Source organism: Ruegeria sp. SAZD011, assembly GCF_059612545.1.
The window spans coordinates 75,648-100,369 of sequence record NZ_JBXWQU010000034.1 but is presented as its reverse complement, the minus strand read 5'-3'; the positions used below and the strand labels follow the sequence as shown (position 1 = coordinate 100,369).

The 24,722-nt window shown below is 65.4% G+C and carries 27 protein-coding genes; 14 read left to right on the top strand and 13 right to left on the bottom strand.

Features of this window, described 5'->3' with window-relative positions:
- Positions 1-111 precede the first annotated feature (111 nt).
- Positions 112-1,020: a LysR substrate-binding domain-containing protein gene (locus AC2FLM_RS18070; protein WP_496859377.1), complete on the top strand. Its 909-nt coding sequence runs from the start codon at positions 112-114 to the stop codon at positions 1,018-1,020.
- Positions 1,021-1,153: 133 nt separating this feature from the next.
- Here AC2FLM_RS18070 and AC2FLM_RS18065 read toward each other — a convergent pair whose 3' ends face one another.
- Complete coding sequence (locus tag AC2FLM_RS18065) at positions 1,154-2,416, bottom strand: DEAD/DEAH box helicase (RefSeq protein ID WP_234144989.1); 1,263 nt, start codon at positions 2,414-2,416, stop codon at positions 1,154-1,156.
- Positions 2,417-2,755: 339 nt separating this feature from the next.
- Between AC2FLM_RS18065 and AC2FLM_RS18060 the strand changes: the two genes are divergently transcribed.
- Complete coding sequence (locus tag AC2FLM_RS18060; RefSeq protein WP_234136394.1) at positions 2,756-3,169, top strand: Fur family transcriptional regulator; 414 nt, start codon at positions 2,756-2,758, stop codon at positions 3,167-3,169.
- Positions 3,170-3,268: 99 nt separating this feature from the next.
- Here AC2FLM_RS18060 and AC2FLM_RS18055 read toward each other — a convergent pair whose 3' ends face one another.
- Positions 3,269-3,586: a hypothetical protein gene (locus tag AC2FLM_RS18055; RefSeq protein ID WP_496859376.1), complete on the bottom strand. Its 318-nt coding sequence runs from the start codon at positions 3,584-3,586 to the stop codon at positions 3,269-3,271.
- 229 nt (positions 3,587-3,815) lie between these two features.
- Between AC2FLM_RS18055 and AC2FLM_RS18050 the strand changes: the two genes are divergently transcribed.
- The 3 genes from AC2FLM_RS18050 (at position 3,816) to AC2FLM_RS18040 (ending at position 6,677) form a co-directional block, all read left to right on the top strand.
- Entirely contained in the window at positions 3,816-4,700 is an 885-nt protein-coding gene (locus tag AC2FLM_RS18050) for a DMT family transporter (protein WP_496859375.1), read from the top strand.
- Positions 4,701-4,849: 149 nt separating this feature from the next.
- Positions 4,850-6,127 (top strand): phosphopyruvate hydratase, encoded by a 1,278-nt coding sequence (gene eno / locus AC2FLM_RS18045; RefSeq protein WP_234136397.1) that lies wholly within the window; start codon positions 4,850-4,852, stop codon positions 6,125-6,127.
- A gap of 43 nt (positions 6,128-6,170) precedes the next feature.
- Positions 6,171-6,677 carry a GNAT family N-acetyltransferase gene (locus AC2FLM_RS18040; RefSeq protein WP_496859374.1) on the top strand — a complete coding sequence of 169 codons (507 nt, stop codon included), beginning with the start codon at positions 6,171-6,173 and terminating at the stop codon, positions 6,675-6,677.
- Between the two features lie 110 nt (positions 6,678-6,787).
- Here the strand turns inward: AC2FLM_RS18040 and AC2FLM_RS18035 are convergent, their stop codons facing one another.
- Entirely contained in the window at positions 6,788-7,075 is a 288-nt protein-coding gene (locus AC2FLM_RS18035) for a DUF1330 domain-containing protein (protein ID WP_496859373.1), read from the bottom strand.
- A gap of 62 nt (positions 7,076-7,137) precedes the next feature.
- Between AC2FLM_RS18035 and AC2FLM_RS18030 the strand changes: the two genes are divergently transcribed.
- Positions 7,138-7,830, top strand: a complete 693-nt coding sequence (locus AC2FLM_RS18030) for a haloacid dehalogenase type II (RefSeq protein ID WP_496859372.1) — start codon at positions 7,138-7,140, stop codon at positions 7,828-7,830.
- A gap of 52 nt (positions 7,831-7,882) precedes the next feature.
- Here AC2FLM_RS18030 and AC2FLM_RS18025 read toward each other — a convergent pair whose 3' ends face one another.
- The 3 genes from AC2FLM_RS18025 to mazG form a co-directional block, all read right to left on the bottom strand.
- Positions 7,883-8,332: a GNAT family N-acetyltransferase gene (locus AC2FLM_RS18025; protein ID WP_496859371.1), complete on the bottom strand. Its 450-nt coding sequence runs from the start codon at positions 8,330-8,332 to the stop codon at positions 7,883-7,885.
- Entirely contained in the window at positions 8,329-9,270 is a 942-nt protein-coding gene (locus tag AC2FLM_RS18020; RefSeq protein WP_496859370.1) for a nucleoside hydrolase, read from the bottom strand. Before AC2FLM_RS18020 ends, AC2FLM_RS18025 begins: the two co-directional genes overlap by 4 nt.
- Positions 9,271-9,395: 125 nt before the next feature.
- Complete coding sequence (gene mazG / locus AC2FLM_RS18015; RefSeq protein ID WP_496859369.1) at positions 9,396-10,217, bottom strand: nucleoside triphosphate pyrophosphohydrolase; 822 nt, start codon at positions 10,215-10,217, stop codon at positions 9,396-9,398.
- Between the two features lie 65 nt (positions 10,218-10,282).
- Between mazG and AC2FLM_RS18010 the strand changes: the two genes are divergently transcribed.
- Together AC2FLM_RS18010 and speB (AC2FLM_RS18005) are read left to right on the top strand one after the other, a co-directional pair.
- Positions 10,283-11,446, top strand: a complete 1,164-nt coding sequence (locus AC2FLM_RS18010) for a M20 aminoacylase family protein (protein WP_234183781.1) — start codon at positions 10,283-10,285, stop codon at positions 11,444-11,446.
- Positions 11,447-11,497: 51 nt separating this feature from the next.
- Positions 11,498-12,475 carry an agmatinase gene (gene speB / locus AC2FLM_RS18005; protein WP_496859368.1) on the top strand — a complete coding sequence of 326 codons (978 nt, stop codon included), beginning with the start codon at positions 11,498-11,500 and terminating at the stop codon, positions 12,473-12,475.
- 42 nt (positions 12,476-12,517) lie between these two features.
- Here the strand turns inward: speB (AC2FLM_RS18005) and AC2FLM_RS18000 are convergent, their stop codons facing one another.
- Positions 12,518-12,895: a VOC family protein gene (locus tag AC2FLM_RS18000; RefSeq protein ID WP_496859367.1), complete on the bottom strand. Its 378-nt coding sequence runs from the start codon at positions 12,893-12,895 to the stop codon at positions 12,518-12,520.
- 39 nt (positions 12,896-12,934) lie between these two features.
- Here AC2FLM_RS18000 and AC2FLM_RS17995 point away from each other — a divergent pair, with 39 nt between their 5' ends.
- The 3 genes from AC2FLM_RS17995 (at position 12,935) to AC2FLM_RS17985 (ending at position 14,911) form a co-directional block, all read left to right on the top strand.
- Positions 12,935-13,474: a winged helix-turn-helix transcriptional regulator gene (locus AC2FLM_RS17995; protein ID WP_496859366.1), complete on the top strand. Its 540-nt coding sequence runs from the start codon at positions 12,935-12,937 to the stop codon at positions 13,472-13,474.
- A gap of 84 nt (positions 13,475-13,558) precedes the next feature.
- Positions 13,559-14,506, top strand: a complete 948-nt coding sequence (gene speB, locus AC2FLM_RS17990; RefSeq protein ID WP_496859365.1) for an agmatinase — start codon at positions 13,559-13,561, stop codon at positions 14,504-14,506.
- Between the two features lie 9 nt (positions 14,507-14,515).
- Positions 14,516-14,911: a DUF1499 domain-containing protein gene (locus AC2FLM_RS17985; protein ID WP_496859364.1), complete on the top strand. Its 396-nt coding sequence runs from the start codon at positions 14,516-14,518 to the stop codon at positions 14,909-14,911.
- Here the strand turns inward: AC2FLM_RS17985 and AC2FLM_RS17980 are convergent.
- Entirely contained in the window at positions 14,855-15,148 is a 294-nt protein-coding gene (locus AC2FLM_RS17980; protein WP_496859363.1) for a hypothetical protein, read from the bottom strand. The two genes, AC2FLM_RS17985 and AC2FLM_RS17980, sit on opposite strands and share 57 nt — an antisense overlap.
- A 62-nt stretch (positions 15,149-15,210) precedes the next feature.
- On the opposite strand from AC2FLM_RS17980, the gene prfA reads away from it, so the two are divergent.
- From prfA to AC2FLM_RS17965, 3 genes are all read left to right on the top strand, one after another.
- Complete coding sequence (gene prfA / locus AC2FLM_RS17975; protein WP_496859362.1) at positions 15,211-16,266, top strand: peptide chain release factor 1; 1,056 nt, start codon at positions 15,211-15,213, stop codon at positions 16,264-16,266.
- On the top strand, positions 16,263-17,105 hold the full coding sequence (gene prmC, locus AC2FLM_RS17970) for a peptide chain release factor N(5)-glutamine methyltransferase (RefSeq protein WP_496859361.1): 843 nt from the start codon (positions 16,263-16,265) through the stop codon (positions 17,103-17,105). The genes prfA and prmC overlap by 4 nt, the downstream gene beginning before the upstream one ends.
- A 232-nt stretch (positions 17,106-17,337) precedes the next feature.
- A complete protein-coding gene (locus tag AC2FLM_RS17965; protein WP_234221391.1) occupies positions 17,338-17,973 on the top strand; it encodes a DUF4167 domain-containing protein in 636 nt (211 codons plus the stop codon).
- 170 nt (positions 17,974-18,143) lie between these two features.
- Here AC2FLM_RS17965 and rsmA read toward each other — a convergent pair whose 3' ends face one another.
- The 5 genes from rsmA to lptG all read right to left on the bottom strand — a co-directional run bounded on the left by rsmA (position 18,144) and on the right by lptG (position 24,508).
- Positions 18,144-18,983, bottom strand: a complete 840-nt coding sequence (gene rsmA, locus AC2FLM_RS17960; RefSeq protein WP_496859360.1) for a 16S rRNA (adenine(1518)-N(6)/adenine(1519)-N(6))-dimethyltransferase RsmA — start codon at positions 18,981-18,983, stop codon at positions 18,144-18,146.
- An 84-nt stretch (positions 18,984-19,067) separates the two neighbouring features.
- Positions 19,068-20,027: a 4-hydroxythreonine-4-phosphate dehydrogenase PdxA gene (gene pdxA / locus AC2FLM_RS17955; RefSeq protein ID WP_496859359.1), complete on the bottom strand. Its 960-nt coding sequence runs from the start codon at positions 20,025-20,027 to the stop codon at positions 19,068-19,070.
- A 4-nt stretch (positions 20,028-20,031) separates the two neighbouring features.
- The gene (locus tag AC2FLM_RS17950) at positions 20,032-21,270 is read right to left on the bottom strand and encodes a peptidylprolyl isomerase (RefSeq protein WP_496859358.1); all 1,239 of its coding nucleotides are present in this window, start codon (positions 21,268-21,270) and stop codon (positions 20,032-20,034) included.
- Positions 21,255-23,411: an LPS-assembly protein LptD gene (locus AC2FLM_RS17945; RefSeq protein ID WP_496859357.1), complete on the bottom strand. Its 2,157-nt coding sequence runs from the start codon at positions 23,409-23,411 to the stop codon at positions 21,255-21,257. Before AC2FLM_RS17945 ends, AC2FLM_RS17950 begins: the two co-directional genes overlap by 16 nt.
- Positions 23,411-24,508 carry an LPS export ABC transporter permease LptG gene (gene lptG / locus AC2FLM_RS17940; protein WP_496859356.1) on the bottom strand — a complete coding sequence of 366 codons (1,098 nt, stop codon included), beginning with the start codon at positions 24,506-24,508 and terminating at the stop codon, positions 23,411-23,413. The genes AC2FLM_RS17945 and lptG overlap by 1 nt, the downstream gene beginning before the upstream one ends.
- Between the last annotated feature and the right edge of the window lie 214 nt (positions 24,509-24,722).

Sequence of the window (24,722 nt, the reverse complement as noted above, 5' to 3'; positions counted from 1 at the left end):
CCGTGTCCTCGCCCGGCGTGGCCCATCCGTCCTTGGGTGAAGCCTAACGGGATGTAATCTTCGAAAACATAGGCTAAAGGGGAAAGTTGATGTTTCCTTGAATGAACGATGATGATGCGCCCCAGTCTGCCCCTGCACCAGATCCAGGCCTTTGACGCGGCGGCCCGGCATCTGAGCTTTACCCGTGCCGCGCGCGAGCTCAACGTGCTGGGTCCGGCGGTGGGCCGGCAGGTGGCACAGCTTGAGGCCGATCTGGGCGTGATCCTGTTCCTGCGGACCAAGCCGCGCCTGACCCTGACCGACGAGGGCGCGCAGCTGGCGCGGGCGGTGGCGACGGGGTTCGAGGCGCTGAACAAGGGGATGGACAGCCTGCGCGCAAGCGAGGGGCAGGCGGCGCTGGTGGTCAATGCGGCGATGGGCTTTACCAGCTATTACCTGCTGCCCCGGATGGGCGCGTTCCAATCGCGCCACCCCGAGATCGCGCTCCAGGTCGTGACCCGCGACCAGAACCCCGACTACGATCCCGGAACATGCGACCTGTTGGTGACATTTGATGTGGCCGGGCTGGAGGGGATGGTGTCGCGCCGGGTGATCCCGGAACGGCTGGTGGCGGTCTGTACGCCTGCGGTGCTGGACGGGCGCGGACCGCTCAGCCACGCGGAACTGGCGGCAGAGCGGCTGTTATACCTGAGCGCCGAGACCCATTTCGACGATTGGCAGCGGTTTTTCGAGGGCAGCGGCGTGACCCCGCCCAGCCCGCCCCGGCATAACCGGTTTCACAGCTTCATGGTGCATAACCGGGCGTTGCAGAGCGGCATGGGGATCGGGCTCAGCTGGCGGCCCTTCATGGACGACCAGCTGGACAGCGGCGCGCTGGTGCTGGCATCGCGCCATGAATGCCGCACCGGGCGCGGCTATTATTGCAACATCACCCCGCGCGGCGCCGGAAAACCCGGCGCCATGACCTTTCTCGACTGGCTCTGCGGGCCGGATATGGCGGCGCAAAACCCGACCGGCTGACACAGAACGCCCCGCGTTGAGGCGCGGTTGGCTGTGTTTCTGGCAAAAGGGTGGGGATGCGGGGATGCCTAGCCGGGCGTGGTCGCCTCAGGAGCGGGTCCGACCCTGTACGGGTCGGCTCCGTTCTGGTCGATCAGGCCGCCTTGCGTGCCGCGCTGCGGCCACGGCCGCCGCGCCGGTTGCGCCGGGCACCGCCGCCGCCGGGCTTGCCGGGTTTGCCGCCGGGGCCTTTGCGGGCCGCCGGTTTGGCCGGATCCTCGATCGGTTGCCAGGGGCGGCCCGAGGCGATCGGGATCGACGCCTTCATCACCTTCTGGATGGCGGCCAGTTCCTCCATCTCGTCAGGCGCGCAAAAGGCCACCGCCGCACCGTCCTTGCCCGCCCGCGCGGTGCGGCCGATCCGGTGCACATAGGCGTCGGGCACATTGGGCAGTTCATAGTTGTAGACGTGCTTCACATCGGGAATGTCCAGACCGCGCGCGGCCACGTCGGTGGCCACCAGCACCCGCACATCCGCCGATTTGAAAGCGGCGATGGCGCGGTCGCGCTGGCCCTGGCTCTTGTTGCCATGCACGGCGGCGGTGGCGAACCCGGCTTTTTCCAACGTCTTCGACAGTTTCTCGCAGCCCCATTTGGTGCGGCCGAACACGATGGCGCGCTCGTCGCGATGGGTATCGAGCAATTCGATCAGCAAGTCGGTCTTGGCCGCCTTGGCGATGAAATGCACCACCTGTGTCACCTTGTCGGCGGCCTTGCCCGGGGGCGAAACCTCGATCCGGCGCGGGCTGTTGAGATAGCTCTGGGCGATCTCGTTCATCAGCTTGGGCATGGTGGCCGAGAACAGCATGGTCTGACGCTCTTTCGGCAGCACCGCCGCGATTTTGCGCAGCGCGTGGATGAAGCCCAGGTCGAGCATCTGGTCAGCCTCGTCCAGAACCAGGAAGGAGCAACTGCCCAGATCGACCGCCTTGCGGTCCATCAGGTCCATCAGGCGGCCCGGGGTGGCGACGAGGATATCCACGCCGCGTTCCAGCCGCTTGATCTGCGGGTTGATGGACACGCCGCCCACCACGATCGCCACCTTGAGCGGCGTATCCTCGGTCAGCGCCTTCAGCGTCTCGGCGATCTGTTGCGCCAGTTCGCGGGTCGGGGCCAGCACCAGCCCGCGCACGGTGCCGCGCGCCGGCTTGCGGCCCACGCGGCCCAGCAGGGTGACCAGCGGCACGCCAAAGGCGGCGGTCTTGCCGGTACCGGTCTGGGCCAGGCCCATCACGTCATGGCCGTTCAGCGCCTCGGGGATGGCACGGGCCTGAATCGGGGTCGGTTCGGTGATGCCCATGGCGGTCAGCCGGCTCACCAGGGCATCATCGAGCCCCATCATGTCAAAATCGCTCACAAAAATCCTTTCGCGCCGCACCCCAAATGGCACGGCGTCACGAGCGGGTCCGCGGAGCCTCGGATCCGGCAGCCTCATGCCCCGGACCGGTCCAGCGGTTTGCCCCATGCGTGAATGTGGGAACGGTTGCGCCTGTCCTGTTGCGGCCCTTCCTTTGTGGGCCGGGCGGGTTTTCCCCGCACGTCTTATCTGATCTGCTCACGCGGCAGAGGACATTGGCGTTAGCGCCCATGTGGCGGTTCGCGCGGCAAAAGTCAACCGCCCTGCGCCAATCGCGGCTGGCCCTGTGACGCAACAGCATGTAAACGGGATTCCCGAATGCCGAGACAGGATGCCCCCATGTCCCAACCGATCATCGCCCGTTGCGAGGCCAAGGGCCTGCGCATGACCGGCCAACGCCGGGTCATCGCCCGCGTGCTGGAAGACAGCGACGATCACCCCGATGTCGAGGAGCTCTATGCCCGCGCCTCGGCTCTGGATGCGGCGATCTCGATCGCCACGGTCTATCGGACGGTGAAACTGTTCGAGGAGGCGGGCATACTCGACCGGCTGGAATTCGGCGACGGGCGGGCGCGCTACGAGGACGCCGAGCGCGACCATCACGACCACCTGATCGACATGAATTCCGGCGCGGTGATCGAGTTCTGCGATCCCGAGATCGAGGCCCTTCAGGAACGGATCGCCGAAAAGCTGGGCTATCGTCTCAAGGGGCACAAGCTGGAGCTATATGGCGTGCCGATCCGCAAGGGTTAGGCATCTAGGATGCGTCGGAAAGGGGGCGCTGCCCCCAGCCTACAAAATTCGTCGAATTTTGTAGGCCCCCCGGAGTATTTTGGGCGAAATGAAGGGACGTCAGTCCGCGGGTTTGGCCCGGACCTGACGCATGGCGCCGCCGGTGCCGGTCACCCGCAGGTTTTCGCCATTGTCCAGCAGTTCCACGTCGGCCTTGGCGAGCTTGCCGGTCCAGCCATGTTTGCCGCGCGCAAGCGCCGTGGTTTCGGGCGCGTTGCTGAGCCGGTCCCAGACCAGTTCGGTGCAATCGCCATTGACCGCGAAATTGCCGTAGATGCCGTGTTCCCTGAACTCATAGGTGCCGCCCGCCCAGGGGCAGGCTCCGACAGAGGTGGCGGTCACGAGACAGAGGGCAGCGGATGCAAACAGGCGGGTCATGTCATGTCCAATCGAGAGGGCTGATGTCAGATATCGCCAAGCATAGCGCGGATCGGGTTTTGTTGACAGGAAAAGGGCGGAGCCCATGCGCCTTGCCATCACCCGGCGCGATGGGGGTCTCCACGTCTTTTGATCGGTGGCGCCGCGTTTACGCTTGCCGCGGCACCGAACATGCGCTTTGGCTGCGACAGGACCCGGCCCCTTTGCGGCCAGCAAGAGGCTTTGACCCATGAACAACGTAAACGGCATCCTGCTGGTTGTCGCCGCCATGGCGGCCTTCACGCTTGAGGACATGTTCATCAAGCAATTGTCGGTTACTGTGCCGACCGGGCAGATTCTGCTGGTTCTGGGGGTGTTCTGTTCGGCCAGCTTTCTGATCATGGCGGTGGCGACCCGCAAGCGGGTGTTCAGCCGGGCCGCCTGGTCACCGCTTTTGCTGATCCGCGCCGGGACCGAGGCGATCAGCGCGCTGACCTTTATCACCGCGCTGTCGCTGGTCGATCTGTCCACCGTGGCGGCCGTGTTCCAGGCGATGCCGCTGGCAGTGACCATGGGCGCGGCGCTGTTTCTGGGCGAGCAGGTGGGCTGGCGTCGGTGGAGCGCCATCGTGGTGGGTTTTGCCGGAGTATTGATGATCATCCGGCCGGGCATGGCCGGGTTCCAGCCCGAACAGCTGTTCGTGGTGGCCTCGGTCATCAGCGTGGCGGCGCGGGACCTGATCACCCGGCGGATCGATGTGAATGTCGCCTCGGCGGTGGTGTCGTTTCAGGCCTATCTGGCGCTGATCCTGGCCGGGGCTGCATTGCTGATCCTCTCGGGCACGGCGCCGGTGCCGGTGGCGCCGGGCCATTGGGGGCCTTATGCGGGGGCGGTGCTGTTCGGGGTGTTGGGCTATTACGGTATCGTCACCGCGATGCGGGTGGGCGAGGCCTCGGCGGTGACCCCGTTCCGTTATACGCGGCTGTTGTTCTCGATCCTGGCCGGGGTGCTGGTCTTTGGTGAGCGTCCCGATCTTGCGACGCTGGCCGGTTCGGCGCTGATCATCGCCTCGGGGCTCTATACCTTTCTGCGCGAACGGCGTCTGGCGCGGGAACTGGCCTTTGCAACGGGGTGAGCGGTCGCGGTGGAGTGTTGGCGCAAACAGCAATTTGTTAGCCCTAACTGCGCGTTTTTGCGCGTGTTAGCGATAGCAGGTGTGGTTTACTTTCGCCGCTCGGCTGCTATGAGAGCGGCAATCCAATTGCAGAGTCGGGGACCGATTTCATGAGCACCATCATCGACATTCACGCGCGCGAGATTCTGGACAGCCGGGGTAATCCGACCGTCGAGGTCGACGTGGTTCTGGAAGACGGCACCATGGGCCGCGCCGCGGTGCCCTCGGGCGCGTCGACCGGCGCCTATGAGGCGGTGGAACGCCGCGATGGCGACAAGAGCCGTTACCTGGGCAAGGGCGTGCTGGAGGCGGTGGCCGCCGTCAATGGCGAAATCGCCGAGGAACTGGTGGGGTTTGACGCGACCGAGCAGGTTGCCATCGACGCCGCGATGATCGAACTGGACGGGACCGAGAACAAGGGACGGTTGGGCGCCAACGCCATCCTGGGCGTGTCGCTGGCCGTGGCCAAGGCGGCGGCGGATTTCACCACCCAGCCGCTCTATCGCTATGTAGGGGGCACTTCGGCCCGGGTGCTGCCGGTGCCGATGATGAATATCATCAATGGCGGCGAACATGCCGACAACCCGATCGACATCCAGGAATTCATGATCATGCCGGTGGCGGCGGAAAACATCCGCGACGCCGTACGCATGGGCGCCGAGGTGTTCCACACGCTGAAGAAAGAGCTGTCGGCGGCGGGTCTGGCGACCGGTGTGGGCGACGAGGGCGGGTTTGCGCCGAACCTGTCGAGCACTCGGGACGCGCTGGATTTTATCCTGAAGGCCATCGAGAAAGCAGGCTACAAGCCGGGTGACGATATTCACCTCGCGCTGGACTGCGCGGCCACCGAATACTTCAAGGATGGCAATTATGTCTTTGCTGGCGAAGGGAAAACCCTCTCGAGCGAAGAGAATGTCGACTATCTGGCGGCCCTGGTCGCCGACTATCCGATCATCTCGATCGAGGATGGCATGGCCGAGGATGACTGGGCAGGCTGGAAGGCGCTGACCGACCGTCTGGGCGGCAAGGTGCAGCTGGTGGGCGACGACCTCTTCGTGACCAATCCGGCGCGTCTGGCCGAGGGGATCGCCAAGGGCTGCGCCAACTCGATGCTGGTGAAGGTGAACCAGATCGGATCATTGACCGAGACGCTGCGGGCCGTCGATATGGCGCACCGCGCACGCTACACCAACGTGATGAGCCATCGGTCGGGGGAAACCGAGGATGCCACCATCGCCGATCTGGCCGTCGCGACCAATTGCGGTCAGATCAAGACCGGCTCGCTGGCGCGTTCGGACCGGCTGGCCAAGTACAACCAGCTGATCCGTATCGAGGAAGCGCTGGGCGAGGTCGCCGAATACGCCGGCCGTTCGATCCTTCGCGGTTGAGGGTTTCGGTGATATGGTTCCCTTCGGAGCTCCGGAGGGGACCGTGATCGAGATCGTGACACCACAAACGACCGAGCAGTTTGACGCGGTCCGACAGCTATGCTGGCAATACCGCGATTTTCTGCTCGCGGTGTCATCGCAGAGCAAGGTGATCGCCGAAACCTTCTATCCTGTGGAAAAATATGCTGCGGTGATGGACCGTCTGGAGGAGGAGCACGAGGCTCCGTCGGGCGGGATACGGCTGGTGCTGGCGCGGGGCGAGCCTGTGGGCTGCGGCATGTTTCACACGCTGGAACCCGGCATTGCCGAGATCAAGCGGGTCTATCTGACCGACGCGGCGCGCGGGCAGGGTGCGGGGCTGGCGTTGATGAACGCGCTGGTCCAGGCCTGCCGGGAGCAGGGGTTCTTGCTGATACGGATGGATACGGGTGCGCCGCTGGAGGCGGCGCAGAGGCTGTATGACGCGATGGGGTTCGCCCGGCGAGGTCCTTATTACGATCCGCCCGAGATCGCCCGCGACTTCCTGCGCTTTTTCGAAATGCGCCTGTGAGGCGTGTCCAAAGGGGGCGCTGCCCCCTCGGCCCGCGCGGGCCTCACCCCCGGAGTATTTCCAACCAGAAAGAAGAGCTGTTGCCGGGACGGCCGGCAGGGTTTGACGATCTATACCCCTTCCACGATGACCAGATCGGTCTCGGCCGCCTCTTCACGGACCAGACGCGCAGCTGTGTAGGCCTCGGACTCGTAGAAGGCACGGGCCTGTTCGAGGCTGTCGAATTCGACGATGATGCAGGTTCCTGTGGCCGCGCCCTCGCGGTGGTCGATGTTCGGGTTGCGAACAAGAACCCGGCCGCCGAAATCCTTGATCGCAGGGCCCGACATGGATTTGAAACGCTCGAATGTTTCGGGATCGTGGACGCGAATATGGGCGACGATATAGGCTTTGGGCATTGAAATCCTCCATGTGCTATGCGCCGATGCTAGCATGAAATGTGGCAGGTGATGGAAGCGGTATGGTAGACGCTCTGATTTTCGACGTGTTCGGAACCTGCGTGGACTGGCGCGGATCGGTGGCGCGCGCGGTCGCGGCGGACCTTCCGGATATCGACGCGGAGGCCTTTGCGACAGCCTGGCGCGCCGAATACGACCCGGCGATGGCGCGGGTGCGCGATGGCGCGCGGGGCTATGTTGCGCTGGACGATCTGCATCTGGAGAATCTGGACCGGGTGGCACATGCCTTTGCGGTCGAGGTTCCGGACCGGTTGCGCCTGAATGCGGCCTGGGAGCGGCTTGACCCCTGGCCCGATGTGGTGGCCGGGCTGGAGCGGCTCAAGAGAGAGGTGATCATCGCGCCGTGCTCGAACGGGTCGATTGCCCTGATGACCCGGCTGGCACGCCACGCTGGCCTGCCGTGGGATTGCATTCTGGGGGCGGATATCGCGCGAGGATACAAGCCGCAGCCGGAGGTCTACCTGGCCGCCTGCGCGGCGCTGCGCCTGCCGCCGGAGGCTGTGATGATGGTGGCCGCGCATAACGACGATCTGGCTGCGGCGCGGCGGGTGGGGCTGCGGACCGGTTTCGTGCCACGCCCGCGCGAGCATGGGCCGGGACAGGTGCGGGATCTGCGCCCGGAAAGTGATTGGGATCTGGTGGCGCGGGATTTCCTTGACCTTGCAGAACAGGTCGCGGCAAACCGGAAACGCTGATTGTCGGCGTATCGGTGCGTGTCTCGGCCACGCCGGCGCCGGGGCTGCGCGGTCAGAGGCGCTTGCTCATCAGCATGTCGTCCGGGCGGGGGGCGAAACGGGCACGGGCGAAGAGCCGCTGGGCAGCTTCGTTTCGGCGGTCGACTTCGAGATGCAGGGCCCTCATTCCGGCGGCGGCCAGCGCCTTGGGCAGCTGGCCGAGCACTTCGCTGGCGATACCGCGGCCGCGCACGGCCGGGCGCAGCCAAATCTCTTCGATGAACCCGTCGAGCCCGCCGAATTCGACCGACCAGCCGAAGGTGACGATGACATAGCCCAGCGGCGCGCGGGCGGGGCCGATCAGGTAGACACAGCCATGCGGGATGCCGTCGAGCAGCGGCTGCAGGGCGTCGCGGCGGGCCTCCTCAGACCCTTGCAGGCCCTGTTCGGCGTGAAAGGCGCCGACCATGGCGGCCAGCCGGTCGAGATCCTCGAGACGGGCGAGGTGCAGGGCGGCGCTCATAGGCGCGCCAGACGGTCGGTCAGCAGCGTGAAGAAGCCGTCAGCGTCTATGTCGCCAATGAAAAGCGCGTTGGGCGCGCGGTCGGTGACCCGCCACCAGTCGGCGACGGTCATGCCGAGGGTCAGCTCCGAGGTGGTCTCGACCGTGACATTGACGTGGCGACCGCTGAAAAGATCGGGGTTGAGCAGATAGGCGGTGACGCAAGGGTCGTGCAGCGGCGCGCCCTCGGACCCGTATTTCTCCTTGTCGAAGCGCTCGAAGAAATCGGTCATCTGGGCGACCGCGATGCCGGCGGGGGTGCCCAGCGCGCGGAAGGCGTCGTTGCGCGCCTTGGTGACCAGCGCCTTGTGGGTGACATCAAGCGGCATCACCACTATGGGTGCACCGGATTTGAACACGATATCAGCCGCTTCGGGGTCGACATAGATGTTGAATTCGGCCGCGGGGGTGATGTTGCCCACCTCGAAATAGGCGCCGCCCATCAGCACGATTTCCTGCACGCGGGTGACGATGTCGGGGGCACGGGTGAAGGCAGTGGCGATATTGGTGAGCGGACCCAGCGGGCAGAGCGTCACCGTGCCCGGTGCATGGGCGCGCAGGGTGTCGATGATGAAATCGACCGCATGGGCGTCTTGCAGCGGCATGGTTGGCTCAGGCAGGTCGGGGCCGTCGAGCCCGGTCTTGCCATGTACATGCTCGGCGGTGACCAGCTTGCGCGCGATGGGCGCGTCGCACCCGGCATAGACGGGCACATCGGGCCGACCGGCCAGTTCGCAGACGATGCGGGCGTTTTTCGCGGTCAGCGGCAGCGGCACGTTGCCCGCCACGGCGGTGATGCCCAGCACCTCGATCTCGTCGGGGCTGGCCAGCGCCAGCAGGATGGCAACCGCGTCGTCCTGGCCGGGGTCGGTGTCAATGATTATCTTGCGGGGGGGCATGGGCGTCTCCGGTCATGTCGGGGTCAGTGGTGACAGGTGCGGGGGTATCTGTCCAGAGGCAGGCAGGGGGCGCTGCCCCCGCGCCTGGCGGCGCTCCCCCGGAGTATTTGCGGCGGAATGAAGGGTCAGGGGCGGGCTTTTTCCTCGGTCTTGACCTGGTTCCAGAGCACGTCCATCTCGTCCAGCGTGCTGTCCTCGGGGGTCTTGCCCCGTGTCGCCAGCCGTGCCTCGATCTGGGCGAAACGGCGGGTGAACTTGGCATTGGTGCGGCGCAAGGCGGCCTCTGGCTCGACGCCGAGGTGACGGCCGAGGTTGACGAGGACAAACAGGAGGTCGCCGAACTCGTCCTCGATGGCATCCGCATCGAGACTGTCGCGCGCCTCGACCAGTTCGCGGGTCTCTTCGGCGATCTTGTCGAGCACCGGACCCACATCGCCCCAGTCGAATCCCACACGGGCGGCGCGTTTTTGCAGCTTGAAGGCGCGCAGCAGGGCGGGCAGGCCGAGTGCCACGCCGTCGAGCGCGCCTTGCTGCGCCTTCTCTGCCCGCTCAGTGGCCTTGATCGTCTCCCAGTCGCGGGTCTGTTGTTCGGCGGACTTGTCGCGGGTCTGGTCTCCGAACACATGCGGGTGGCGGGTGACCATCTTGTCGGACATGGTGCGCACCACGTCCTGAAAGGTGAAATGCCCGGCCTCGGCCGCCATCTGGGCGTGAAACACCGACTGGAACAGAAGATCGCCCAACTCGCCCTTCAACTCGTCCCAGGCGCCGCGCTCGATGGCGTCGGCGACTTCATAGGCCTCTTCGATCGTGTAGGGGGCGATGGTGGCGAAGTCCTGTTCGATATCCCAGGGACAGCCGGTTTCGGGATCGCGCAGGCGGCGCATGATCTCCAGCAGGCGCTCGATTCCGGCCGATTGGTCGTGGATCAGCGTGTCATCGGGCATTGCGGCGCTCCTCGTTCCAGTGTCAGATGCATCCATCCCGCAGCAAGGCCCCGGAGTCCACCCCCATGCCCGTCATCAACCGTATCGCCGAATTCGCCGCCGACATGACTGCCTGGCGCCAGCATCTGCACACCATCCCCGAACTGGAATTCGACTGCCATCAGACGGCGGCCTTCGTGGCCGAGCGGTTGCGCGAATTCGGTGTCGACGAGATGCACGAGGGTATCGCCAGCACCGGCATCGTGGCGATCATCAACGGGCAGGGCGATGGGCCGACCATCGGGTTGCGGGCAGACATGGACGCGCTGCCGATCTCTGAGGAGACCGGGGCCGACTATGCCTCGACCCATCCGGGCAAGATGCATGCCTGTGGCCATGACGGGCATACGACCATGCTGCTGGGCGCGGCGCGCTATCTGGCCGAGACGCGGAACTTCAGCGGTCGGGTGGCGCTGATCTTCCAGCCCGCCGAGGAAGAGGGCGGTGGCGCCGATATCATGGTTCGCGAGGGTATCCTCGACCGGTTCGACATTGCCCAGGTCTATGCGCTGCACAATGCGCCGGGTCATGCCGAAGGGTCGTTCTATACCACGCCGGGACCGCTGATGGCGGCGGTGGATACGTTCGAGATCCATATCCAGGGGCGGGGTGGCCATGGCGCCATGCCGCATGAGACCATCGACCCGGTGATGGCGGCCTGCGGTATCGCACAGGCGATCCAGACCATCGTCAGCCGCAACCACTATGCGCTGGACGACCTGGTGGTTTCGGTCACCCAGATCCATGCGGGCACCGTCAACAACGTGATCCCCGATACCGCCTATCTGAACGGCACCGTGCGCACCTTTGACCCGGCGGTGCAGAAAATGGTGATGCGCCGGATGAAGGAGATCGTGGCGGGGCAGGCGGCCTCTTACGGGGTGACCGCAGAGCTTGACTATGTGGTGGGCTATCCCGCCACCGTCAACGACGCCGCCAAGACCGAGTTTGCCGCCGAGGTGGCGCGCGAGGTATCGGGCGCGGCCAAGGTGGTGGCCGATGGCGGGCGCGAGATGGGGGCCGAGGATTTCAGCTATATGCTGGAAAAACGCCCCGGCGCCTATCTGTTCATCGGTCAGGGCGACAGCGCCGGGCTGCACCATCCGAAATACAATTTCAACGACGAGATCGCGCCGGTGGGGGCGTCCTTCTTTGCACGGATCGTGGAGAAGGCACAGCCGGTGGCTTGACGTTCACGCGCGTCGCCAACCCGCCGGGAACCCAAGGAGGAGCAAGCAGAAGTGGCTCTAGAAGATGCGAAATCAGCGGTGGACGAGGCGTTCACCGTACCGGAACTCAAAGGGTTGTCCTTTGAAAATACGTTCGGGGGGGCGGTGTCCTTTCTGCGGCGGCTGTATACCAAGGACCTGCGCGGCGTCGATGTCGCGGTGACCGGCGTGCCGTTCGACCAGGCGGTGACCAACCGGCCCGGAACGCGCCTTGGCCCGCGGGCCATCCGCGAGGCCAGCACGCTGCAATCCATGGACGAACCCTATGGCTGGCCGTTCAAGGCGTTGAGCGATCTGGCCATCGTGGATTATGGCGACCTGGCCTTTGATTATGCCGATGTGCCAAGCTTTCCGGGCCTCTTGACCGAGCATATCCGCACCATTCTGGCGGCGGATGTGCCCTCGGTCGTGCTGGGGGGCGATCACTATATCAGCTTCCCGATCCTCAAGGCCTATGCCGAGAAATACGGGCCGATGTCGTTGGTGCAGTTCGATGCCCACACAGACACCTGGCCCGATGACAACATGGACCGCGTCGACCACGGCACCATGTTCTACAAGGCGGTCAAGATGGGGTTGGTGGATCCCGCGCGCTCGGTCCAGATCGGGATCCGCACCACCAACGAGGACACGTTGGGCGTCAACATCATCGACCCGCGCGAGGTCGAGGAGAGCGGCCCGGCGGCGGTGGCGAAAAAGGTCAGACAGATCGTGGGCGACAATCCGGTCTATCTGACATTCGACATCGATGCGCTGGACCCGGCTTTTGCGCCCGGCACAGGCACCCCGGTCTGGGGCGGGCTGACCTCGCTCCAGGCGGCGATCATGTTGCGCGACCTGGGTGGGATCAACATCAAGGGCGGCGACGTGGTCGAGGTCAGCCCGCCCTTTGACACCACCGGGGCCACAGCCATTGCGGGGGCGCATGTGGCCACCCAGATCATCTGCCTGCTGGGGTGGACCAAGCTCTGTGGGGCGGCCGCGGGCTGAAACACGGTCTGTCCGCCCCTGCGACCTGTTTGCGGGGGCGGGTCAGGCGCTCTCAGTCAGGTCCTGTGCCAGCATCAGCGCGTTGCCGTCCGGGTCATAGAAGGTGGCGGTGCTCACCATGCCCTCGATCGTCTCGGTCGGGCCGTCAAAGCGGATGCCCGCCGCCTCCATCGCGGTGCGGGCCCTGGCGATATCGGCAACGCCGAAGACCGGCACCGTGTTGCCCGGTGCCGGTTCCGCCTGTTCGCCCAGGCCCAGGGTGACGCCCGGGGTCAGGGTGTGCATCTCGCTCCAACCGGCCTCGTCGATGTGGTGGATCAGCTCGAATCCCAATGTCTCGCGATACCATTCGGCGCTGGCGTGGCGGTCCCGGACCGAGAGGGCCAGAGTGATTGTGCTGTCCAAAGTGACGAGGGGCATGGGGTTTATCCTTTGCGTGAAATATAGTAACTATACTTTATGGACATAAACCTGCTTGTCAAGCTGACCGCGCGGGCCTGGTCGCTGCCCATCCTCGCGAACCTGCATCAGGGCGTGCCGGGGCGGCAGGCGCTGCTGCTGGCGGCGACCGGCGCGGGGCGCACCGCCTTTGCCGCAAGCCTGGCGCATCTGTTGCAGCTTGGGCTGCTGGAGCGCAACCCCGGTCATGGCCACCCGCTGCGGCCCGAGTTTCGGCTGACCGTATCCGGGCAGGAGGCCGCCGCGCTGGCGGCCCGGCTGCTCGGCACCGTGCCCGGCGCGGATGAGGGCGCCTTGTTGCGGCGCAGCTGGACGGTACCGATTCTGGCGCTGACCGGACAGCCCAGGCGGTTTTCGGCGATCCGGTCCGACCTGTCCCCGATCACCGACCGGGCGCTGTCGGTGTCGCTGAAACAGCTGGAGGATCACGACTGGCTGCGGCGTGATCTGGACCTGTCGCAGCGGGTGCCGTTCCCGGTCTATAGCGCGGCAAATCGCGGGGCCGAGATCCATCGCGCGATTGCTCTTGACCTTGGATAGGGGGCGGGGCCTGCGCCTGTTTCTGCAATTGTCAGTTGTGCGGAAATCTGGGAAAGCTTGCACCTGGAGAGCAGGAGGGCGCGCATGAGCGAATTCAACCAGCCCATCGGTGGCAACGATCTGGCCCGGTTCTCGGGGCCGAACACCTTCATGCGGCTGCCGCAGGCGCAGGCGCTGGATGGGCTGGACGTGGCCATTCTGGGAATACCGATGGATATCGGCACCTCGTGGCGTTCGGGCACGCGGTTCGGGCCGAAACAGATCCGTGCGGAAAGCGCGATGATCCGGCCCTATAACATGGCGACCGGGGCGGCGCCCTTTGACAGCTTACAGATTGCCGATATCGGCGATCTGGCGATCAACACGTTTTCGCTGGCCGACAGTTTGCGCATCATCAAGGAGAGCTATGACGCGATCCTGACCCATGACGTGTTCCCGGTGGCGATGGGCGGAGATCACTCGATCACCCTGCCGATCCTGCGGGCGATTGCGGCAAGACATGGCCCGGTGGCGCTGGTGCATGTGGATGCCCATGCGGATGTGAATGACGAGATGTTTGGCGAGCGGGAAACCCACGGCACCGTGTTCCGCCGCGCTTATGAGGAAGGACTGATCCAGCCCGACAAGACTTATCAGATCGGCATTCGCGGCTCGGGATATGCCGCCACGGATTTCACCGAGGCGCAGGGCTGGGGGTTCCAGCACTTCCCGGCGTGGGAGTTGTGGCACAAATCGCTTGCCAATCTGGGCGCCGAGATCCGCCGCGATATCGGCGACCGGCCGGTCTATGTCACCTATGATATCGACAGTCTGGACCCCGCCTATGCGCCGGGGACCGGCACGCCCGAGATTGGCGGGCTGACCACGCCGCAGGCGCTGGAACTGATCCAGGCACTCAGGGGCCTGAAGATCGTCGGCTGCGATCTGGTCGAGGTCTCGCCACCCTATGACCCGTCGGGCAATACCGCGCTGACGGCGGCCAACCTGCTTTATGAACTGCTCTGCGTGCTGCCCGGCGTGCGGGCGCGCTGAGCGGTGCGGATGCTGATCTGGTTCCTGATCGCGCTGGTGGTGCTGGGTCTGGCCTGGATCCGGCTGGCCCCTTCGGACCCGGCGCGCTGGCATCGCGCGCCGCAGGTCACTGCGGACCGCGACATGCGGGGCGGTGTCCTGCGCCGGGTCGAAACGGGGGCGGACGGTCTGGCCCGGTTCGACACCATCGCGCGCATGGCCCAGCGCACGCGTGTGCTGGCCGGTTCGGTGGCCGAGGGGATGGTGACCTATGTCACCCGCACCCGATTCTTTGGCTTTCCCGATTACACCACCGCCCAGCAACAGGGCGACCTGTTGCTGATCCATGCGCGCAACCGGTTCGGACGCTCAGATCTTGGGGTAAACCGCACGCGTGTTGAGCAATGGCTGGCGGCTTTGCGGTAACAGGCGCGAAGACAGGCAGCCGGGTTGCACCTCGCGCCACATCGGCACGTTCAGCGACATCTGGCATTGCGCCATGAACATGCGCCCGTCAACCATCAGGCAGATGGTCTCACCCAGCTCGATCCGAGCGCCGGAGCTGTCGGTGCAATAACAGTCGATGGTCTTGCCGCCGGGGCCGACGACATCGGCCATCGCCGGGGGCGCGATGAGCAGGATCAGGGCGAGAATCCGTGTCATGCCCCTAAGCTAGCACAGCCCAGCCCCTTGACCAAAGCCCCTGGATATCGGACACCGCCGCAATGATCCCAGAAGAACGCCTCGACCAGATCACCCAGCGCTTCCAGTATCTGGAGGCGGCCATGGCCGATGGCGCCTCGGGCGGCGATATCGCGCGTCTGGCCAAGGAATATTCCGACCTGCGCCCGGTGGTCGAACAGATCGCCGCCTGGCGACAGCTCTGCGCCGATATGGCCGGCGCCCAAGAGATGCTGTCGGACCCCGACATGAAGGCGCTGGCCGAGGAAGAGTTGCCGGTTCTGAAAGCGCGCCTGCCCGAGGCCGAACGCGCGCTGCAACTGGCGCTGTTGCCCAAGGACGAGGCCGACGCGCGGCCCGCGATGCTGGAAATCCGGCCCGGAACAGGCGGTGACGAGGCGGCTTTGTTCGCGGGCGACCTGCTGCGCATGTACCAACGCTATGCCGAGGCGCGCGGCTGGAAGCTGGAGCTGATCGAACTGCAAGAGACCGAGTTGGGCGGCATCAAGGAAGTGGTGGCGCGGGTCAGCGGCGAGAATGTCTTTGCCCGGCTGAAATACGAGAGTGGCGTGCACCGGGTGCAAAGGGTGCCCGAGACCGAGAGCGGCGGGCGCATCCATACCTCGGCTGCCACCGTGGCCGTGTTGCCCGAGGCGCAGGATGTGGATATCCAGATCGACTCGGGCGATATCCGCATCGACACGATGCGCTCCTCGGGCGCGGGCGGGCAGCACGTGAATACAACCGATTCCGCCGTCCGCATCACCCATCTGCCCAGCGGCATCGTGGTCACCAGTTCCGAGAAATCGCAGCACCGCAACCGCGAGATCGCCATGCAGGTGCTCAAGACCCGGCTTTACGATCTGGAACGCCAGCGGCTGGACAGCGAACGCTCGGCCAGCCGGTCGGCGCAGGTGGGGACGGGGGACCGGTCGGAACGCATCCGCACCTACAATTTCCCCCAGGGCCGCATGACCGATCATCGGATCAACCTGACGCTCTACAAGCTTGACGCGGTGATGCAGGGCGATCTGGACGAGGTGATCGACGCGCTGATCGCCGACGGGCAGGCGCGCATGCTGGCCGAGATGGGGCAATGAGCGGTCATACCGCCGCCCAGGCCATGGTTGCCGCCACCGCGCGCCTGCGCGCCGCGGGCGTGCCCGATCCGGCCCGCGACGCGCGGCTGCTGCTGGCCCATGCCGCCCGGATCGAGGCCAGCCGGGTGACCTTGATCGCGCCCGAGGATCTCGCCCCCGAAATCGCCGAGCGCTATGACCAGCTGATCTCGCTGCGCGCGATACGCGTGCCGGTCTCGCATCTGGTGGGCGAGCGTGATTTCTATGGCCGCCGCTTCAAGGTCTCGGGCGAGGTGCTGGATCCTCGCCCTGAAACCGAGACCCTGATCGAGGCGGCGTTAAGCGCGCCATTCGATCATGTGCTGGATCTGGGCGTCGGATCGGGCGCGATCCTGGTCACGCTTCTGGCCGAAAGGCCCAGCGCCACCGGTCTGGGCGTCGATCTGAGCGAGGCGGCCTGTTTGCAGGCCAGCGCCAATGCGGTGCTGCACCGGGTTGGCGCGCGCGCCGATATCCGCCGGTCGGACTGGTTCGAGGCGGTCGAGGGCCGGTTCGACCTGATCGTGTCCAATCCGCCCTATATCGCGCTGAGAGAGATGGACACGCTGGCCCCCGAAGTGCGCGAGCACGAGCCGGAACTGGCGTTGACCGATGGTGGAGACGGGTTGGGCGCCTATCGCCATATCGCCGCTGGTGCGCCCGATTACCTGTTGCCCGGCGGCCGGCTGCTGGTCGAGATCGGCCCGACCCAGGCCCGGGCGGTCTCGGACCTCTTTCAGGCTGCGGGCCTTTCGGGGCTGAGGGTGATTCCGGATCTGGATGGGCGTGACCGGGTGGTGGCCGCGCATCTGCCACGATGATCCGCAGGGATGCGGCGTAAATGTGCCAGTTTGCCTCAAATTCCCGATATTTTTACTCATAACCCCTTGTCTGCCGGGCCGGGACGTGCTTACTCAAGGGCGTCGCGGCACTTGATGCCCCTCTTGGCGCATCCCCGACAGCAAGCCCAAAAAGTCGATGTCCGGCAACACCAACCGCAAGCGGCGTCGAACGGGTTCATCGGCAAAGACCAACAAGGCTGACGTTAAACATATGAGATCGTCCAAATCCCGTTCGCGGTCGAAGAACAACCGCAACCGGCCCTCTGGCGGCAATGTCGTCAATCGCGTATTCGACAGCTCGGGCCCCGAGGGCAAGGTGCGTGGCACCCCGCAGCAGATCATCGAGAAATACAATCAGCTGGCGCGTGATGCGCAGCTGGCCAATGACCGGGTGGCTGCCGAGAACTTTCAGCAGCATGCCGAGCATTACCTGCGTCTGCTGAGCGAGGCACAGCGCGAGATCGACGCCCGCCGCGAAGAGCAGGAACGCCAGAACCGCGAACGGCAGGCGGAACGCGACCGTGAGCGCGCCGAACGTCAGGAGCGCGACAATGCGCCCGCCGTGGCGGTGGCCGATCCGTCCAGTGCTCCGCAGCCCGATGTATTCGACCTTGGGTCAGACGAAGGCCCTGATGATGTCAGCGGCCTGGTCGAAACCCCGGAAAGCAAGGGCGAAGGTCGCAAGCGCCGCGCCCCTCGGTCGGAAGAGGCCGCGGCCGCGTCCGATGAGGGCGCGGATCAACCCAAGAAGAAAGCACCGCGCCGCCCGCGTACCCGCAAACCCGCTGCAGGCGAGGGCGATGCGCCCGATCCACAGCCGGGTGGCCCCGCCGAGGCCGCCGAATAGGAACCGGGGCCTGTTCGCCGAAACTTTGAAACGTCGTCTCTCGACCGGAGGCGGCGTTTTTTGTCGCGATGCGCATAAAGGCCATGACGGTCGTCTTCCTGCAAGGAAAACGCTCAGAAAATGTCCCATTTTCTGACACAGAATTTCTGCGAAATTCTGTGCCGCGTGTTTCAGCGTTCCAATTCCCGCGCCAGCGCGCAGAAGGCTTCGAGCGGGACCTGTTCGGCGCGCTCGGTGGGTTTGATCCCGGCGCTGATCAGACGATCCTCTATGTCGGGTGCCTGTCCCTTGAGCGCCGCGCGCAGCATCTTTCGGCGCTGGTTGAAGGCGGCGGCGACCACGCGACTGAGGATCGCAGCATCGGCAGGAAAGCGCGGTTCGGGCAGGGCAGTCAGATGGACCACGGCGCTGGAGATCTTGGGGGGCGGGGTGAAGGCCTCGGGCGGCAATGACATCACGATGCGCGCCTCGGCCCGCCACTGTGCCAGCAGCGCCAGCCTGCCATAGGCCTTGGTCCCCGGTTTCGCGACGATCCGCTCGGCCACCTCACGCTGGAACATCAGTGTCAGGCTTTGCCAGAAGGGCGGCCAGTCGCGCGGGGTCAGCCAGCGCACCAGAAGCTCGGTGCCCACATTGTAGGGAAGGTTGGCGGCGATGCGGATCGGTGGGCGCAAATGCGCCAGCGGGTCGATCTCGAGCGCGTCGCCATTGATCACCTCGAGCCGGCCCGGATAGGCGGCAGCGATTTCGGCCAGCGCGGGCAGGCAGCGCGGGTCCTTTTCGATGGCCAGCACCCGACGTGCGCCCTCGGCCAGCAGGCCACGGGTCAGCCCGCCCGGACCGGGTCCGATCTCCAGCACGTCGCATTCGGACAGAGTCCCCGCCTGCCGCGCGATCTTGGCGGTCAGGTTGAGGTCGAGCAGGAAGTTCTGGCCCAGCGACTTGCGGGCCGAGAGTTGGTGGCTGGCGATGACCTCGCGCAGCGGGGGCAGGGTGTCGATGGCGCTCATGATGTGTCGGGTTTAGTCGCAGCCAGGGGGGAGTGCCAGATGTTTTCCGCCTCCGGCGGGAGTATTTGGCGCGGAATGAAGAAGCTAGCCGCTTGTGGCCATGCGCTGGGCCAGTTTCAGCGCTGCGATCAGGCTGGTCGGGTTGGCGATGCCTTTACCGGCGATGTCGAAGGCGGTGCCGTGATCGGGCGAGGTGCGGACGAAGGGCAGGCCCAGCGTTACGTTCACGCCTCGGTCGAAATCGAGCGTCTTGATCGGGATCAGCGCCTGGTCGTGATACATGCACACGGCCGCGTCATAGCGGGCGCGGGCGGCGGCGTGGAACAGGGTGTCGGCGGGATGCGGGCCGGTGAGCGTGAAATCGCCCGTGATCTCTTGCAGCAGCGGGGCGATCCAGTCGATTTCCTCGCGCCCCATGGCACCGCCTTCGCCCGCGTGCGGGTTCAGTCCGGCCACAGCGATCCGGGGATGGGCGATGGCGAACCGCTCACGCAACCCGGCGGCGGTGATCTCGATCGTTTCGCGCAGCAGCGCCGGGGTCAGGGCGCGGGGCACCTCGGACAGGGCGATATGGATGGTGGCGGGCACCACGCGCAGTTGATCGCTGGCCAGCATCATCACCACCCGGTCACACCCCGCGAGCGCGGCGAGGAATTCGGTATGACCGGGATGGGCAAAGGCTGCGCCGTCGATCAGCGCCTTCTTGTGGATGGGGGCGGTGCAGAGCGCCGAGCAGGCGCCCGATTGCACAAGCGCCACGGCGCGTTCGATGGCTTCGATCACACCGGTGGCGTTGCGCGGATCGGGGCGGCCGGGCTGGCTCGGGGCGGCAAAGGGCAGCGGCAGCACCGGCAGGGCATGGGCGGAGGCCGCTACCGCCTGTGCCGGGTCGTCAAGCAGGGCCACCGGTGTCTCGGCGGGCAGATGCGACGGGTCGCCGATCCAGGCAAAGGGACAGCGGTCGCGCAACTCTGCCCATGCGGCGGCGGCGATTTCCGGGCCGATCCCTGCCGGTTCGCCGCAGCTGAGCGCGATCGGGCGCATGGCGCTATTCCTCGGTGATGACGGCGTCTGCGCGCAGTTGCTCCAGATGGCTTTCTGCCAGGGTTTGCAGGCGTTGTTGTGTCAGGGCGTTGGCCACATCCTCGCGCGAGGCGTCGCCGCCCAGATCGCGGGTCCGGTTGCACATCATCAGGAACAGGAGGGTCTGACCGTTGTTGCGGGTCAGGGCGACCGAGGTTTCACCGGGATCAAGCTTGGCCAGTTCCAGCGCGATATCCTGCGGGATTTCCGCGGGCTTGGCGCTGATCCGGTCCAGCACCTCGACCGGCTGGCCCTTGGCCACGCCATAGAGGTCGTCGCAGGTATCGACGCGCTGGCGAAGCTCTGCCGCGGCCTTCAGCGTCTCGGGGCTGCGGCCCCCCGCCATGCGATAGGCGGCATAGTCGATCGCGGCATAGCGCGGCGTGCCCACCGCTGCCTCGCGCAGGCCGCGCATCTGGAACAGCGCCACCGCGTTGGGCAGGGTGATCGGGTCCGAGATCTCGCCGGGCTCCAGTTCCAGGATCACGGGCTGCAGCGCCGGAGGCAACTGAGCAAGCGGGATCCAGGGCATGCGGCCACCATTGCCGCGCGTCTCGGCCGCCGAGACCTGGGCCGCGGCGCTTGAGAAGGCCTCGTAGCTGGTCAGCGCGGCGATCTGCTGGGCCACCTCGTCGACCTGATCCACGGTCTGGGGGGTGATCGGAATGATGATTTCGGACAAGAGTACCTGCAAGCCGCCACCGCCGCCCAGGCCCAGCGCCCGATCGATCTCGTCCGGAGTGGGGCGCGCGCGCGCCAGAAATCTGGCGCTGACATAGTCGCGCCAGGCCATCTGCTTGCTGACGAAATCGCGCACTGTTTCGGCCGAGACCCCCTCGTTCGCCAGCGCTGCCAGGAACTCGTCCGTAGACAGGCGCGCGCGGGCGGCAAAATCGTCGATGCCTAGTTGCACATCCTCGGGTGCGACTTCGATTCCGGCTTCTTCGACGGCCTGCATCTTGAGCTCTTCTTCGATGAGCGTTCGGCGTGCGTCTTTATGCGGGTCGCCGGGGATGCGCAGCACCTCCATCAGGCGGATGCGCTGTTCCAACTCGAAATGGGTGATGATGCCCTGATTGACACGGATGGCCGGGCTGAACAGGCTTTGCGCCGATGCGGGTCCCGCAACCAGCGTCAGGGCCAGCGTGGCGGCGCCCAGCATGCGGGCCAGGGAGCGGGACAGGGTGGTCAGGTTTTGCTGCATGATCGCCTGTATTCTTTGTTTGCGCTCTCCACGGCAAAGCCGCTGAGGGCGATGGTAAATCCGAAATCGGTCGACGGCTCAACACTTGTCGAAGAGGTGTAGCGGCGATTGACCGAAATGTTAACCGTGACACATTCGTTTTGATAGGCAAAACCGATGCCGGCACGGGTGGCGCGGGAATCCTCGATATCGTAGCGGATATTGGCCGAGGCCGTCCAAAAGGGGTTCACCTTGTAACTGCCGTCGAACCAGAATTCCGACACCGCCAGCGCCCGGTTCTCGGCCAGATCGCGGCCCAGCCACAGATAGCTGCCGCTGACGCTGGTTCGGTCATCGGTCCAGCTGCCGCGCACCTCGACCTTGGAAAAGTTGAGCGAGCCATCCAGCAACCCGCGCGCGGTCAGGCCCAGGCCTTGGGGCAGGGTGATCTGGCCGGCCAGCAGCAGGTCCGAGGCGGTGCCGCCCAGGCCCGAGGATTTGGAAAAGCGCGGGTCCGAGGTGCTGCGGAACACCTGTCCGACGGTGGCAAAAGCCTGCCAGCCCGAGGGAGAGAACCGGGCCCAGTTCAGGCCGAACACCGCGCGCTTGCCTTCTTCGCGCTGGTCGTTGGCGGGAAACCGAGAGAGCGCCAGCAGGTTGCCCTGGTCGAACTCGACAAACTTGCTTTCGTCATTCGGCAGCGGTGGGCCGGACACGTCGCTCCAGCCCAGTTGCGCGATGGGCTCCAGATAGTGGGTGCCGGTAGTGCCGCGATAGACCATCGGATAGCGCAGGGTCAGAGCGGCGCGCGGGGCGCTGCGCAGGGTGCCGCTGGCATAGTTGCTGTCGTCCCAGACCCGATAGTCGTCGACCGCGACGCCCATCTTCCAATCGGCGCGCAGCCCGTTGGTAAAGGTCCAGCTGCGCAGCCATTCCGCGTCCAGCGTGGCGCGGGCGATGTCGCGACCGATCACATCCGCCGAGGACTTGCGCTGATGCGCGTGGCCGTCAAAGGCCAGCCGCACCTCGCCGCCGAGGGCGGTCGGGAAATAGCGTCGTTCGGCGTTGATGTCGAAGATCTCGCTAGGGATCTCGTCCTCGATCTCGCTGTCGCGCAGGGTCTCGTAATGGATCAGCCCTATCCGGAACGCACTGTCGCGGCGGAACCGTTCGATCGAGATCTCGCTGCGCAGCCGGTCATATTCCGGCAGACCGTAATCGGCCAGATAGCCATTGTCCGAGACGGTTCGGAAGTCGAGGTTCAGCTTGTAGTCGTCGCGCAGGTCGAATTGGCCGGTGGCAAAGACATAGCCGCGATCCTCGCCCGGGATCAGGTCGTCACGGGTATAGGCGCCCTCGATCTCGATCCGGCCACGAGTAAAGGCCTGACGGTAGCGCAGGTCGAGCGTCTTCGTCTTGGACGAGATATAGGGAGAAACCGTGAGGTCGCGATGGTCGCCCAGGCGAAAGAAATACGGTACCTTGATCCCGGTACCCAGCTGCGAGGTGGTTCGGATCGAAGGGATCAGAAACCCGGTCGCGCGTTTCAGGTTCGGATCGGGCAGGCGCATGGCCGGAAAATAGAACACCGGTACATCCAGCACCCGGAATTGCGCGCCCTCGAAATAGAGCTGTTGTTCCAGTTGGTCGTGGACCACTTTCTGTGCCCGGATCTGCCAGAGCGGGGGCTTGCCGTTCTCGCAGACATGGCACGAGGTGACCGAGGTCTTGTAAAGCTGGGTATAGCGCCCGCCCACGCGCGCCATTTGCAGCGCGGCCAGTTGCAGCTGTTGATCGAATACCATGCGCGCGCCGGTCAACAGGCCGTCTTGCAGGGTCTTGTCCAACTGGGCGGCATCCGCAAGCACCGTCGCCCGACCGCCTTGGTCGATGCGGATCGGTCCCTCGATGCTGAGCTGTCCCGACTGTCTGTCAAAGGTGATCTTTTGGGCCTGCAGGCGGATATCGCCCTGGAACGCCTCGACGTTGCCCTCGGCGATCAGCTGACGCTCGGGTGTGATGAAGACGCTGTCGGCCACCAGGATCGCGGGCTGCACCTCGGTCTGTTCCGCGGGTACAGGGGGCAATGTCTGGGCGGTGGCGGCGCCCGCCAGATGCAGGCAGGCGACGCCGGACAAAAGGGTGGAAAGCAGCGCCCGCATCAGCCGTCCTCCGCATGCAGCAAGAGGCCAAAGGTCAGCAGGATCGCCGCCACCGGCGGCGCCCAGGCGGCCAGCGCCACGGGGATCTGCCCGTTCTCGCCCAGGATCTGCGCGAAGTTGCGGGTGAAATAGAGGGTAAAGCCCAGCAACACCGCCGACAGAACCGCCAGCCCGGTGCCGCCGAACCGCGTATGGCGCATGGTAAAGGCAGCGCCCACCAGCACCATCGACACCAGAAAAAGCGGTCGGGCCAGCTCGACCTGCAACCAGACCTTGTGCCGCTTGGTCGAAAAGCCCGCCTGTTGCAGCTGTTCGATGGTCTGGGGCAGGTCATAGATCGACACCGTCTCGCGCCGGCCCAGACTGTCGCGGATACGCTCCTGGGTCAGCGAAGTCGGGATCTCGATCCGGTCGTGATAGACGGAGTTTGCCTCGGGGTTCTGTCCCACCTTCAGGGGCCAGACCTTGGCCTTGTTCAGCAGCCATTTGCCTTCCTGCAACTGCGCGCTTTCGGCGATGGTGCGCCGCTGGGCGCTGCCCTCGGGGCCAAAGCTGAGGATGGTCACGTCAAAGAGCGTCACACCGTCACCGCCAAAGCCCGTGGCATGGATCACCGACTGGCCGCTGCTGTCGCCCTGACGCAGCCACAGCCCCTCTTCGCTGAGCGACAGCACCGAGGGGCCGCCATTGCGATAGGTATCGGCAAGGCTCTGATACCGCACGGCGGTCGCGGCCACGATGGGGTTCAGCGTGGTCACCGCCAGCACTCCGATCACCATCGCCACCAGCACCGGCCCGACCAGCGCCCGGATCCCCGAGCGCCCGATGGCGCGGGTCACCACCAGTTCGGAGCTGCGGGCCAGTCCGACAAACAGCACGATGGTCGACAGGATCATCAACAGCGGCAGGATCTCGCTGATCGCGGCGGGGGCGTTCAGCAGGGTCAGACCGATCAACTGCCCCATGCTTACCTCGAAACCCTCGAAGCGGCGAAGTTGTTCGATCAGGTCGATCAGCAGGACAAGCCCCAGAAACACCAGCCCGATCACCAGAAAGCTCTGGATGAAACGGCGGGCGAAGTAGCGGTCCAGAATCATGCGATGCCCCGCCCGGAACCGGACCCTGCGGCGGGAATCGCCTGTATCGCGCCAGGGCGCGCGCAAAGCGGCAACAGCGGCACTCTGCCGTATGGTGGCACTGCGATCCCCCCGGAACGGTCCGTCGAATGGGCCGGACCTTAATGCAATTGATCGGCGGGGAAAACTGCTATCTGGCCAAGATGCGGTGGGCAGGCTACCTCTAGGCGGACAG